The organism is Mucilaginibacter sediminis (assembly GCF_051903035.1).
In the GTDB taxonomy this organism is placed as follows: domain Bacteria; phylum Bacteroidota; class Bacteroidia; order Sphingobacteriales; family Sphingobacteriaceae; genus Mucilaginibacter.
The window spans coordinates 145,479-158,486 of sequence record NZ_CP170602.1 but is presented as its reverse complement, the minus strand read 5'-3'; the positions used below and the strand labels follow the sequence as shown (position 1 = coordinate 158,486).

At 39.4% G+C, this 13,008-nt stretch carries 15 protein-coding genes; 6 read left to right on the top strand and 9 right to left on the bottom strand.

Annotated features, from left to right (window positions below):
• Positions 1-4 precede the first annotated feature (4 nt).
• Entirely contained in the window at positions 5-916 is a 912-nt protein-coding gene (locus ACFGVS_RS00640) for a site-specific integrase (RefSeq protein ID WP_439697016.1), read from the bottom strand.
• Between the two features lie 734 nt (positions 917-1,650).
• Between ACFGVS_RS00640 and ACFGVS_RS00635 the strand changes: the two genes are divergently transcribed.
• Together ACFGVS_RS00635 and ACFGVS_RS00630 are read left to right on the top strand one after the other, a co-directional pair.
• Positions 1,651-2,382 carry a hypothetical protein gene (locus ACFGVS_RS00635; RefSeq protein ID WP_439697015.1) on the top strand — a complete coding sequence of 244 codons (732 nt, stop codon included), beginning with the start codon at positions 1,651-1,653 and terminating at the stop codon, positions 2,380-2,382.
• 173 nt (positions 2,383-2,555) lie between these two features.
• The gene (locus ACFGVS_RS00630; protein ID WP_439697014.1) at positions 2,556-3,452 is read left to right on the top strand and encodes a hypothetical protein; all 897 of its coding nucleotides are present in this window, start codon (positions 2,556-2,558) and stop codon (positions 3,450-3,452) included.
• A 477-nt stretch (positions 3,453-3,929) separates the two neighbouring features.
• Here ACFGVS_RS00630 and ACFGVS_RS00625 read toward each other — a convergent pair whose 3' ends face one another.
• Both ACFGVS_RS00625 and ACFGVS_RS00620 read right to left on the bottom strand, forming a co-directional pair.
• Positions 3,930-4,259 (bottom strand): hypothetical protein, encoded by a 330-nt coding sequence (locus ACFGVS_RS00625; RefSeq protein ID WP_439697013.1) that lies wholly within the window; start codon positions 4,257-4,259, stop codon positions 3,930-3,932.
• 4 nt (positions 4,260-4,263) lie between these two features.
• Entirely contained in the window at positions 4,264-4,650 is a 387-nt protein-coding gene (locus ACFGVS_RS00620) for a helix-turn-helix domain-containing protein (RefSeq protein ID WP_439697012.1), read from the bottom strand.
• Positions 4,651-5,346: 696 nt separating this feature from the next.
• On the opposite strand from ACFGVS_RS00620, the gene ACFGVS_RS00615 reads away from it, so the two are divergent.
• The 3 genes from ACFGVS_RS00615 (at position 5,347) to ACFGVS_RS00605 (ending at position 7,004) form a co-directional block, all read left to right on the top strand.
• Positions 5,347-5,643 (top strand): hypothetical protein, encoded by a 297-nt coding sequence (locus ACFGVS_RS00615; RefSeq protein ID WP_439697011.1) that lies wholly within the window; start codon positions 5,347-5,349, stop codon positions 5,641-5,643.
• 37 nt (positions 5,644-5,680) lie between these two features.
• The gene (locus tag ACFGVS_RS00610; RefSeq protein ID WP_439697010.1) at positions 5,681-5,956 is read left to right on the top strand and encodes a hypothetical protein; all 276 of its coding nucleotides are present in this window, start codon (positions 5,681-5,683) and stop codon (positions 5,954-5,956) included.
• Between the two features lie 283 nt (positions 5,957-6,239).
• Positions 6,240-7,004 (top strand): hypothetical protein, encoded by a 765-nt coding sequence (locus ACFGVS_RS00605; protein ID WP_439697009.1) that lies wholly within the window; start codon positions 6,240-6,242, stop codon positions 7,002-7,004.
• A 476-nt stretch (positions 7,005-7,480) separates the two neighbouring features.
• Here ACFGVS_RS00605 and ACFGVS_RS00600 read toward each other — a convergent pair whose 3' ends face one another.
• The 6 genes from ACFGVS_RS00600 to ACFGVS_RS00575 all read right to left on the bottom strand — a co-directional run bounded on the left by ACFGVS_RS00600 (position 7,481) and on the right by ACFGVS_RS00575 (position 11,645).
• Positions 7,481-7,816: a putative peptidoglycan-binding domain-containing protein gene (locus ACFGVS_RS00600; RefSeq protein WP_439699229.1), complete on the bottom strand. Its 336-nt coding sequence runs from the start codon at positions 7,814-7,816 to the stop codon at positions 7,481-7,483.
• On the bottom strand, positions 7,779-8,108 hold the full coding sequence (locus ACFGVS_RS00595) for a hypothetical protein (RefSeq protein WP_439697008.1): 330 nt from the start codon (positions 8,106-8,108) through the stop codon (positions 7,779-7,781). Before ACFGVS_RS00595 ends, ACFGVS_RS00600 begins: the two co-directional genes overlap by 38 nt.
• Before the next feature lie 43 nt (positions 8,109-8,151).
• Positions 8,152-8,901 carry a hypothetical protein gene (locus ACFGVS_RS00590; protein WP_439697007.1) on the bottom strand — a complete coding sequence of 250 codons (750 nt, stop codon included), beginning with the start codon at positions 8,899-8,901 and terminating at the stop codon, positions 8,152-8,154.
• Between the two features lie 30 nt (positions 8,902-8,931).
• Complete coding sequence (locus tag ACFGVS_RS00585; protein WP_439697006.1) at positions 8,932-9,126, bottom strand: hypothetical protein; 195 nt, start codon at positions 9,124-9,126, stop codon at positions 8,932-8,934.
• Positions 9,127-9,241: 115 nt separating this feature from the next.
• A complete protein-coding gene (locus ACFGVS_RS00580; RefSeq protein ID WP_439697005.1) occupies positions 9,242-11,035 on the bottom strand; it encodes a hypothetical protein in 1,794 nt (597 codons plus the stop codon).
• A gap of 193 nt (positions 11,036-11,228) precedes the next feature.
• Entirely contained in the window at positions 11,229-11,645 is a 417-nt protein-coding gene (locus ACFGVS_RS00575; RefSeq protein ID WP_439697004.1) for a hypothetical protein, read from the bottom strand.
• Positions 11,646-11,737: 92 nt separating this feature from the next.
• On the opposite strand from ACFGVS_RS00575, the gene ACFGVS_RS00570 reads away from it, so the two are divergent.
• Entirely contained in the window at positions 11,738-12,850 is a 1,113-nt protein-coding gene (locus ACFGVS_RS00570) for a S1/P1 nuclease (RefSeq protein WP_439697003.1), read from the top strand.
• Positions 12,851-13,008 lie beyond the last annotated feature (158 nt).

The window sequence follows — 13,008 nt, the reverse complement described above, 5'->3', positions numbered from 1 at the left end:
TCTTTTAGCTTGCGTAAGGATTGGGGGGATTCACAGGGATATTTGTTTTTTGGCGAACGGTTTTGATCCAGTCTTCACCATCTATTCCAGTGACGATATGATCAGTAGTTAGTTTCATCACATCTACATAAGCAAGGCCCGTATAACAGCAAAAAACAAACAGGTCTTTAACAATGGTGAGGCGCTCGATCTCAAAGCCTTTCTTTTCAAGCTTATCTAATTCAAACTGGGTAAGAAAATCCTTTTCAACTTTTTGATGCCTTATCTTATAATTTTTAAAAGGGTCATTAGTCATCCACTCCAATTTAATCGCCAAGTTGGTCATTTTCCGTACCCGGATTAGGTGTTTCATGATACCGTTATTTTGCAGCGGCTTTTGATGGTCTACAGGTTTATGCGCCCGCAGGAATGTTTCAAAGTCGGCAACAAACTTATAATTGATCTCGTGAAGCAGTAAATTCTTTTTACGGTACTTACTTTCTATAAATTTGGTTAAATAGCGCTGAGTTACGAAATAGTGTTTAAGTGTACTCTGTTCCAGTTCGTATTTGGCCTGCTCGTTGTGATATTCTACCAGACGGCTTAATGTGTTAGGTTCTTCGTTATCGGTACCGAAAAAAGCATCCTTGATTGCATTAGGGGTAATTAAACGCCCTTTAAGTTGTAATTGCTGGTAGCAATTACCCAAAGCCATCCTAACTTGCTCTAATCCGTTATTAATCATTTTTGTTGATTCCGCTTTACCTTTACCCGTTCCACGCCTTAAATCCCAGGCATCTGGATCAATCCATTGCTTTAATGCAAAGTGAATAATTTCTCCGTTTACCGTAATGCGCGCGTAAATAGGGGCTTTGCCGTTTTTTAGCTTGTCCGGCCTGATAATAAACTGGATTCCGAATGTGTTTACCGTTTTCATTTTGCCTCCTTCCTTTTCAATTTCATTAATTTTGGTACAAATAGGTATTGAAACCTTCGGTTTTAAGCATCAAAAAGGGGTCAAAATAGTGCAAAAAACACCATCTTTTGAGATTCTTAATTAACTGTAGTACAGTTGATTACAAAACTTTTCAATACCTCGAAGGTAAAAATTGAAAACAGGTTACGGAATAGGTATCGTGAAACCCGGAAAAGTTTGATAAAATTTGATATAGCTAAAAATGCAAAAGCCTGTAAATCAATTAATTTACAGGCTTTTTGATATCGGTTGATATCCTAAAAGTGCGCCCACCTGGGCTATATACCTATCTCTATTGTTAGCTGATTTTTAGTCTTTTACGGTGAACACTACAGACCCGGGAGCCGCTTTGGGGTATCACCTTTCAGACACTCAATAATAGGCAAAAAACAGCAATTTTCCAAACAAAATTAGAGTTGGTCCCTGGTACGAGCCCAACCACGCGCACAAACCGGTCTTACGATAGCGTAAAAGTAATTTTTTTATTTTTCCAGCTTTTGAAATCTGCGTTTATGACAAATGGAGGCACCTTTTAATTCGAACACAATTTAGTAACCCAAACGAAAGACCGAACCAGACAATCAGTTTTCAACCAAATTTCGCTATTGATCTCGCTGATTTCTATTAAATTAGCGTTCACTTGAAAATTACGGAATATTTGTTCAACAGCAAGACCTATTCTTTTGCTACGCACCATGGATCAACTAAATAATTATGCTGACAACAGATTAATTCGCGGGTGCATCTATTGCGGCGGATCCGCAGACACAAGGGATCATGTGCCATCGAAATGCCTCCTCGACCCTCCTTATCCTCCAAATCTTCCTGTGGTCGGATGTTGCGACTCCTGTAATCAAAACTTTTCGAAGGATGAGGAGTACTTCGTATGCATAATTGAAAGCGCACTTTGTGGTTCAACCGATCCTGAAAAAATTGGCCGCCCATCTGTTGCTCGAATTATGCAGAAGTCACCCGGCCTTCGGAAGCGAATTGAAAATTCGCGAACTGAGGTCAATGGTCAAACTGCTTTTATACCCGAAACTGAGCGGATCTACAATGTAATGTTGAAACTTGCCCGGGGGCACGCAGCTTTTGAACTCAGTCAAACCTGTCGCACTGAGCCCGATCATTTCTGGTGTGGCCCACTCTCATCGCTACCTCAAGAGAATCAGGAAGCTTTCCATTCGGTTCACTTTCAACAAATCTTTGGTGAGGTAGGATCCCGAAATATGCAACGTCTCCTTGTCACACAAGTGACAATGCAGTCCGATACCGGTGAGCAAAGGAATATCGGAATGCTTATCAACGACTGGATTGATGTTCAAGATGATCAATATAGATATATTGCAATCGACGATATGGGCACATTGATCATTAGAATAGTAGTTGCTGAATACTTCGCCTGTGAGGTAGCTTGGGGGATTTAAACGATTTTAAAGCAAAGCCGGAATATGTGGGGATATATTTTCTCAATAGTTTTTAGTCCCTCTCGCAAAATCCTGGCAATCAGACACTATCCTGTAATTATTTGTATAATTGATATACCGCAAGGATATTATCCTAAAATTTAGATCAGGCACTATTTAAACCTAAATTCACGATGGCAAACAAATTTTCTTTAAAAAAAATCAGCTATCTATTAAAAGCTAAAATGTATGAAAAACATGGGATCAGGAAAAAAGACTATATAGAATTATGCAAACAAACATGGGGAAGTGATCAGGATAATGGTGTAAAAATCATTACGGATGCGCTTTATCCTATGAGCACCAGTAAAATGATTCAACTTGCGGGCTATCATTTAGATTTTTCAGTAACACAGTATCTCGCAACAATACCGACCATCCCCGCCGAGGAAGGAGATAATGGAAAGTTTCTCAGCTGTATTTTTTTCCTGTTTGCTAGTTCTGAAACGAAAGAAATTACGACGGTAAAGAGGCCGAAAACTTCTTATCCGGAATATTGGTCTGATAAAACCGTTAAGGAGGGCACCTATTTTTTGGCATTCTTTGACGTTTTGGGATTCGAAAAATTAGTAGAACAGAAAACACCACTTGAGGTGTATGCAATTTATGATAGGCTTGTAAAAAAAGCCCGGGCTAATCGTCCATATATTGTAACCTCGATGCCAATATCAGAAACCGGTTATTCGTATTTAGGATTTCCAGAATTCATAGCAGTACCCTTCAAATATGCTTACTACAGTGACAGCATTTTGTTTTGGACACCGGGCGACGCTGGAAATTTATCTGGCTTTGTCGCAAAATGCGCAGACTTTTTTGTTTGGGCCTTAAAAAGCGGGATCTTACTTAGAGGTACAATATCTTTTGGGAATGCCATTTTAAATAAATCAAAAAACATTTTCATTGGCAAGCCCCTAAACGAAGCTGTACGGCTTGAAAAAGAACAACAATGGGGCGGCTTTATTTTTGGCGATTCCATTTATGAAAATGGGGTGCCGGAATGGGGTTTCAAAGTGTGTATTCGCAAGGACTGAAAAGGATCACTAAAAAAGAAAAAGCCCTCTAAATCAGCGACTTAGATAGTATAAAAGCAACGGATTACGGTGCTAAGTGCGCCCACCTGGGCTCGAACCAGGGATCAAAAGATTGTATACTAGGAACCCGGCAATACAGCGGCCGTCGAAAAGACTTACCGTGAAGGGCTGGGACTGAAAATGAAAGGTATTATGTAGAAAATTTTTCAAAAAAAATAGGATTTATGTGCGAATCATAGTTCAACAAGTGTAAATGAAATCATATTTGTTTTCATGAAAAATATCCTGAACAACAACATACGTCAACATGGTCAAATTTATTAACGAAAAAATGTTTTACATTTTACATGATCAACGTTCTTGTTTAAAATAAAACAAGCTATTAATCGCCATACTCTTAAAAGGATGGCAAAGGCACTTTAACGCAGAACCGCTGACAAAGAAGATATTAAATTTCTGTTACCACTGCTCAGCTTCTTAGCTTTTAATTCTATCTATGAGTTCCATTAATAATTCCTTCAGCCCAGCATTTGAATTATTAGTCACTGTATGAATATAACCATGATTACTGTTGCTGTATGTTCCCTGCCCAATATTGACGTGAGTTGAATTTGTTTGCTCTCCAAGAAAAGTCGAAATAGGCATATCGTATAATATTGAAAGCTTTTGGGCATCCTCGTAATTAATTGGTAAAGAACCAGCCAAAATAGACAAGTAACGGTCTATATCCATTTCCGCTAGAGATGCGGCATAACTATTGTCCCAGCCCTTAGCTTTGTTTAATTCGAACAGATATGATAGGCTCATGAATTTACTTTTGATCGTTTAAAAATTTTGCAATTAGTTGTCCAAAGAGTTTCCTTTCCTCTTTTGCTTGAATTAATTCTTCACGCAACAAATCTATGACTTCTTTAGAGATATTGTTATTTTCATATTTGTCAATTGTTCCATTATTACTGTTGCTGTAGCTCCCACTACTATAGTTATTGTGTACTACAGCCGACTCAGAAGAATAAAAATATTCGGTATCAATCTCGTAAAGTTTAGCTAACTGTTTCGCTCTTTCTACAGTAAGTCGAATTTGCTGAGATTCAAGCTTGAAGTAGGTAGATTGACTTATTCCTAATTCGTTTGCGACATATTCTTGACTAAATCCACTTTGATCTCTTAACTTTTTTAATTTGCTTCCTATTTCCATGCCTTGTTATATTAGTAATAATTAGTAATTATATTATTACGTACAGTAATTGAATTAATAAAAGAATTTGCTGAAATTTAACACTTATTAATGCAAATATATAAAAGTTAATCTATCTTAAAATAACAGGTAATGGAATAAAATAGAATATAATTTTCTAAAAAGAAAATTGAAATTAACATAGATTTGCAGTTCTGTAACATAGAGCTGCTAAACGAGCCTCGCCCTAGAATCTGGTAAATTCACGCGCGGTAAGTTGAGCCCAAACCCTATTTGAATTGATAGGGCTGGCGCTCGCTTATGTCGATGTGTGAGCCCTTTCTTTAGAAAGGGTACGGCCCACCAGAGCCATAGGACATTAGACTAACGGGTTGCCAGCCCTATTGCTTTAAGCATCACCCGCTATTCTATACAGGCTTATTATAAATTTTATAATGAGCGGAATGACAAAGAACATATTAGAGATCGTTGAAACAATCAATAGGAAATTTCATTTTAATTTCTATCGATATTATTACGCCATTGTAACTTCTCCCCTCCAAAACCCCATTAAAAACGTCATCAAATCGCCCACCTAAACCCCGAAAACGGCAGCCCGCCAGTTAATAGTTAAACCTGGGCTGCCGTTTTCTTTTTTACCGGGAAACACCACGTTTTACCCACCGGGTTTGCAATGTTTTATTCAATCGGTTTACCATGGACGCCATCAAAAGCAATATCAGCCAGCTTAATTTCCGTACCCCGCAACAGGCCATAAAAGCCTTCTATACCCTGTACAACCAGGGCACCGTAAGAGATCAGCTGACCAAAGTATTCTGCCGATACACCGCCATGGCCACAACCGGAAAAATAGCGTATGACGAAGAAATCGCCAGCTTCGTCCGGCTGTTCGACCACCTCATCGCCCTTACCGGCGCCATGGAAACATTGCAGCAAAACGGAATAAAAGGAAAATGCCCCGTATGTAACCGCACCGGGAACCCGCGACACTAAGCCGTTCCCATTTTTAACGATTAAAAATCCAACCGTAATGAAGCTGATTTTAAGCATCCTGGCCCTGCTTTGCCTTTTTTTTAGCACCCAGGCCCAGGAATATACATCACTACCCGCCGCCAACAAGACAACAGCAGCAACCACCTTGCCGCCCCTGAAACCAGGCGATCACCTGCCCTACCTTGCCCCCTCCAGGGCACTTCACAATAACGGCCAACCGCTGCAACTCTCCGATTTCAAAGGCAAACTCCTTATTATAAAACCAGGTCGTGTGCTCGCGGCCGTCAGCATCCAGGTAGAAGGCCCTGGCTGAACCTTTACATATGAAAAATATGTGACGCGAAATCTCACCTTCGCTTAACAGCCGGTGCTTTTTGTGGTAGGTTTTGGTGATGATAAAATCCTCAAAACGCCGGCGCAGCGCACCGGAAAGCGGTGCAATAAAGGTCAGGATCCGGAAAAGCATTTCCAGTCCTGAAAGCTCATGTAAAGGTTCCATACGATTTTGATTGAAATCAAACCGCCTGAACTTTATAGGAATTAGCTTTGGGTTAACAGATAATAATTAAAAGTTAAACTACTTTTTATAAAAAATATTGTCCCGTCTGCTGCAAGGTTGGAAAATAATATTAAAAAATACCAGAGATTGCAAACAGACCTCTGAATTATATAAAAAAATACCTATGAAACCCGAACATACATTTACCTATCCCTTCGGCTGGCTCGACCAGGTCATAGAAACCACGCTCAACCCGGACTACAGTGAGTTGTTGTCCTTAAGCAGCGGGGAAATCGACGTATTGCATGAAAATATCAGGAACGAGTCCCGGCAGGTCTGGCAGGACCTCAAGCGCCAAAGTTTCTTTATACTGCCCCAAAAGCAGCACCGGGCTTTAATCGTTCATTACCATGAACACCTGAAAAAGCTGCGTGAGCAGGCGATGCACTGCCTGGCCGCTTACCCCGAGGGGCACCGGCTGCACGCATCCTGCAATACCCTGCTGGCCACGCTGGACGACCTGTTGCTGCGGATTGGGAAATGGTACGGCAATCAGCTGCCACGCCCGGGAGCAGCAGCGGATGATGAACAAGGGACCGCCCCCCGCATGTTCAAAATATTATGCAGGCTCAGCGTCGACCAGATTGCTGTTATTTTAAAAGCGGCCGATGATACCAGGCTGCTGACCGCGCGTTCGTTCAGTCTGGTCTTACGGACTATTGTCCCCTTTCTGTCGACCGAACGCCTGGCTGATTTTTCCTGGAAAAGCGCCCGTAGCAGTACCTATAAAATAGAACGGGCCGACAAAGACGTAGCTATACAGACCCTGGAAGCGCTGATCAGCAAGATCAGAAGTTATTAAATACACTTTAGTGATCCGCTCGGCCATTGGCGTAAAGACATCGCATCTGTTCCGGGCACCGGGCGAGACGGGTGGAAAGCAGCGGCAGAAAAAATGCCCGATGGAAAAGAGCCCATGGGTTGCCGCCGAAGCCCCTCCTTTTCCGGTTTTTCCAGACCAGACAGGTCAAAACACTGGTGTATTTAATCGTTGCTGTTTAGCGGTATAACAGCTGACCTCCGGCCTGATTTTTTTTGTTGTTGGGGACCGGCGCCGTTCGTTAAAAAGTTTATCAATTTTCAAATGTGGGCATGTATTTTGTATCGTCTGGCCCTTAATCGAAATTGCGAAGGAATGACATCCTTCGCAATTTCAGGCACATTTTTTAGCTGACGATAACCGGGTAGGTTAAAGTTACGGCTTCCGTTATTTACCGGACCGGATATTTCGGCAGGGAATTGTTAGATTGCCTGAACAAATCCCTCCTGCCTGACTTATCAGGTGGTCGGCACATATTCAGGCAAGCGGCTGAACCAGGAATGGCGGAAAACTTCCTGGCTTGGATTTTTTTTGATAATTGCCACGTAATAGTCTTTTTTAGACGTCGTGAAGGCCATATAGATGGCTTCCGGGCGGGCACTGTTGACGGCTGCGATTGTCTGCGGCCCCACCTGCAGGTCAACCTTGACCTTAGCAGCCTGCTGGAGCAGCTTTGCAGCGGTTCCCGTGCCGCAATTTACCGCCGTATCAAAAACCTGGTTAGCGAGCTGCTGGTCGTTGATGCTTCCGGTCTTGTTACAATCCCAATAGTTTACCTCGTAAAATGGCGCAATCAGCGCTTGCGTTGTCGTCCATATTAAATAAATAACCGTGCTGTAACCCTAATTTATTATTTAAAGAAACGACTGATATCGAGTATCCTGTATCACAGTCCATGCGTGCAATTTCAAATGCGCCACCTAATAAATCATTTGAACCCAAAATAGTGTTTGATTTTTGGACAGTGGACATTACGTATTCCATATCGGTGTAATCAATATCTAAATAAATCGAATTTGAGGCATAGAACATCTCCGCATGTAGTTCGCGATATTTATGATTATCACCTCGTGCTGAAAATCCCATCCATTTGCCTTTGTTCGTAAAATAGGCACGAAAATCTAATAGTCTATAAAACGCGTCTAATGCATCCTGCGTTAATGTTCGGCCTGAATTTCTTATTGCACCATTTAAAAATAGTATCAGATTCTACAATTCTACCAAGGTTAGATAAAGTCACAATTTCTACACCATTGATGATTCGATCTACCATGTAACCATTAAACTTCTTTTCTTTGTTTAAATAAATCTTTTGCAACTGTTTCGTTCCTGCATAATCTTTATTAAACTTCACAGACAAGTGTAGATTTAATGGAAATATTGGATTGAGCACTCTGGTGACATTTTTATAAACGTCTTTTTGCTGCACCGCGAGGTTTTTATTTTCCACTAAAAGCTGCTTTGCCTCGCTATCTAATTTTACGTGTTGTAACTGCTGATGGTTAAGTTTAATATTAGCTATATCTAATCGAGCAAAAACTGTATCGATTTTTTTTAAGGTTACATTCGTTTTATTCAACGTGGAATCTGCTTTTATAAGGGATTTTCTAAAACTTATATAAACGGAATCTTTAAAAATTCCATTTTTTGTCTCTTTTGCTTCCTCTGCAGCCGTTTGATTAATAATACTCATTACTTGTAAAGCCGTTCCACCAATAGTCAGAATAATAATTATTCCAAAATACAACCCTCTCGTTGATATCAAGCGCCCCCCGATAATTCGCCAAGGAAAATCAAGTGAATCCTCTCTATAGTCCTTGATAGCTGTAACACTACCTAAGACAAGAATGAGAACCAGTATAGCAATCGATAAGCCCATAGGCTTTTTATCAAAGATAAATAAAAAAGCTCATTTAGAGCTTTTTGAAAAGGCCGTTTTCATCGTAAATATTGCGCCCACTACACCGACAATACCTGTAAGAACTTCGAGCAACAAGCTTGTTTGGTAATTTACTTTCACGAATACAACGATAAATGCGATACTCCACATTACTAAACAAGTACAAATTAATATCAAAAGAGCGTATTTCTTATTCTGTTTCATGATTTCAGATTTAATAGTTATCAAAAGGTATCTTCCTTCTGATAACCATTAAATCCATTTGTAATCATCATATCACGAAAGCCAGCAAATGTCAATAGACGAAGGTCTCTGCAACTTAACTTTTAGGTTTGATTTTAATCATGCCTAAAATCGAATCAAATACAGGTGAAATCTGTGAAATTGCAACAATGCAGCCTATTATCGTCATAATAGCCAATAAGATGATAGCGGTCTTAGTTTCATAAAATGCCCGCCCTAAATGTGTTCCATCCAAAATAACATCAGCGGTGCCACTGATGCGCAATTTACCAGGATTGTTAATCCCCATGGTGAGCGCAGGGTATTCAAATATCTCTCCTCGAATACCTTTCATCTCTATTATGTTATTCTCATCGACAGGATGAGGATCCCCATTAACATTTAACATGCCAGTTGCGCCAATAAGCTTAACCGAATCAAATTCATTATAAAGAGATATACTATTTTCTTTTGGTAAAGGGGGGTAGCGGAAATAAATACTAGAGAGTTTTATTTTCTTTCTAATGGTAGTGTCCTTTTTCGCATCTTTATAATATTCCATAAGTTTATGATATAGCTCTAATTTTTCATCAGCAGAACTTGTAGTATCATTTCGCCGATAAAATGTCTTTTCAAAAGCGCTTCGTTTAGATGGCGATATTTTCATATCTATAGCAGTGCCAACTGAGTAGGCTCCTTTATTAAAAGTATAGAAAAAACCTTCATCCTTGACTGCATGCTTGTATAACGCGTTATAAGCGGAATCGGGAAGTATTTTATTTATGGAAATTTCATATAGTGCAGTATCCCTCAAAAACGTATTAGAAATAGGTGCCGGTTTAATGCTATCGGGGTTAATGATATAATTTTTTCCACTCTTAAAAAGTACTAACGGTATGTCCCCTACAAATGTACCACTTGTGAAGCCCTTAAATTGCGACATATATTCCCTTCGCCAACTTTTTTCCATTTCTTCATGCCAGCCCAAAGCATTAATTCGTGTAGCGAAAGGAGATTTTATAATCAAAACATTTATATAATTTAAAGTGTCGGGAAAATTTTCGGGAAAAAACCACTGGCCTATTTCACCCAGAATTTTTGGCTTACCTTTCCAAATTATTGATACACTATCTCCTAATAATTCGACATTTGGTACATTAGATATCTCTTTTCGTGCATCAAACTTTTCTGTTATTTCTACGCTCCTTATCTGCTGTTTATAGTCGTTACTAATAATTTTTATATCACAACGTTGTTTGTCTACTGGAGTAAAGGACACTGTTTGGAATTTTCCAAATGATGATGCGCCAATTTTGTCTGAAGTTATTATTGAGAGATATTGAAGATTATCAAATTTTCGTTGGATATGTTTTGCTTCTTTTTTTGATCGCAAGTCTAAGGCGGAAAAAAAAGGCAAATCAGAGTTACTTTTGAAACAATAAAAGGAGACATTAAAAGTGAATCCCGAGTTCAGGTTTCTACCAGTCGGAGTAGGAGCGGTCAACAAATAATTAGTTAATAGTGTAGAGGACTTTCTGCCAATAATTACATTGTTCCCCGCAAGTAAAATGCCTTCATGAGCAATAGAATCATTAAGACAGCCACACATTACACTGGTCGTTTCTTTAGCTGAATCAATCCGAGGCTTAAAAATTAATTCTTTATAGGGAGATACCACGCAACTAAATGGCTGGATACTCTTTTTATGCTCAAGTAAGACATATATTAACGGAACGGCAAACAATAGTATCATCAACGTTGAATAGTTTCTTTTCCTTTCTTTTTTGAGCGGTTGAGAAACTATTTGTGTAACTTCTTGCGCCTTTTTTACCGCTGGAGGTAATAATTGACTTTTTGATTTAGGTTTGCGAGGTATTTTTCCTTTTTTCATAATGGGCTCAGGTTAATCAAGCCATTAATTTACAAATATTAATATGATAATATCTGAAAAGAATTATTCTTTAAAGTTATCAACCGTCACCGCACTAAACCCTTTGCTCTTCGCACCCTCAATTAATACCTTTAAGTAAATATGATACTTCGGCAGGGCTGATAAAGTCGTCATCGATAGTGGCACTGTTGTATCACATCCAATCATCTTCCTTCCTGGTTAAGGGTGACATGCGTTCTGGCACATGGTTCTTGCCGATATAGCAGGTTTGCCAGTAGCTGACCTGTGAAAGCTTGTACCGAACGGTAATCGTAATATCAAGTTCCTCTTTAGATATGGCAGCAAGTCGATTGCGGATGATGACGGTCACTTTCCGTACAAATTCGGTAACGATCTCTTGGCTTTGTTCAGGAGGGTGAAACGTTTTGAGATAATACTCTTTTTCAAAGCGAGATAAGTCGATAGACAACCCTTTGCGCTTATGAAACTCAAATAGATAACTTAGATTATGACTGGTGATATTAAACTTCGTTTTAGGATTGCCAGCAATCCATGATATTAAGTCTTGTTTTAAAATGTCGTAAAGCCTTGTTAAAGAGTAATCATTCATTGAGCCGAATTTGAAATACAAATTTGCTAAATAAATTAGCAAAAAATCAAATAAAGATTTTAACCTTTCAATAGCTTTTATAGCTTTGCTATATGAGAAAACAGTTGTCAATTGCGGCCGTCATCGGCCTATCATTAAGTTTAATTTCTTGGGGCTTTAAAGGCCATAGAGCAGTCGCTACCATCGCAGAGAAACATCTAATGCCTAATACCGCTAAAGTGGTGCAATCCTATTTAAAAGGCGAAACCATGACCACCGTGAGCACGTGGGCTGATGAGAATAGAGATAAAACCACCGCACCGTGGCATTACTTAAACTTGCCATTAGGGTTAAATCACGAGCAGTTTGTTGATGCAGTGAGCAAACAAGGCAGTGACAATGTATATTCTGCAATTCTTAAAGTTGAAGCGGTGCTTAAGGACAATGCTTCAACTGTAGATCAAAAAAATGAAGCATTAAAATACCTCATTCATTTAGTTGGCGATGCGCACCAGCCGATGCATGTAAGTAGGAAAGAAGATAGGGGTGGTAATACCATCCAACTGCAATTTGATGGCAAGGGTACCAACCTACATGCGTTATGGGATAGCAGATTAATAGATCATGAGGGTTTGGGCGAAGCTGATATTGTAAAGCAATATGATTGGGCTAACGATGCTCAAATAAAGAAATGGCAAGCTGATAGCCCAATGGAATGGCTATGGGAAAGCTACCAAATAAGCACCGAACTATATGCTGATATAAAGCCAGGTCAAAGTATTGATGAAGAATATTATAAAAAGTACATCAAAACGATTCATTTGCGTGTAGATCAGGCAGGCATCCGTTTGGCCGGTGAGCTGAATAAACTGTTTGCAACTGTTAAAAGCGATGTGGTTGTAGTCAAACTTCCCCCACCTCCGCCGGTTTCGCCACCGTTTCATGCCGCTACTGTGAAGCTTGAAGACATTAAAAATTATATTGGTAAAGACGTGCGCGTGACTGGCAAAGTATTTAGTTGTAAAGATATTGGTAGCATGGTACTTGCTAACCTAGGGGCGGCATATCCCAATCAATTATTAACTGTGGTATTAAAAGGCAATGCGAAACAACTGGCTGATAAAATAAACGGGCAAACGATTACGATAGTTGGTACTGCTATTGATTACAAAGGCAAGCCGGAGATAGTAATTACCGATTCGGTTATGGTAATCATTCAGAAGTAAATTTACTGATGACAAAACAACAAACACCTCGGTGTTTGTTGTTTTGTTTATAGATCGTATTTCCCAATATACATCGTTTAACAATATATCTATTATATTTGTTAGAAAGTGAAAACCTTATAAACCACCTTGTCAAATTAGATCTAATATTGAAAAGT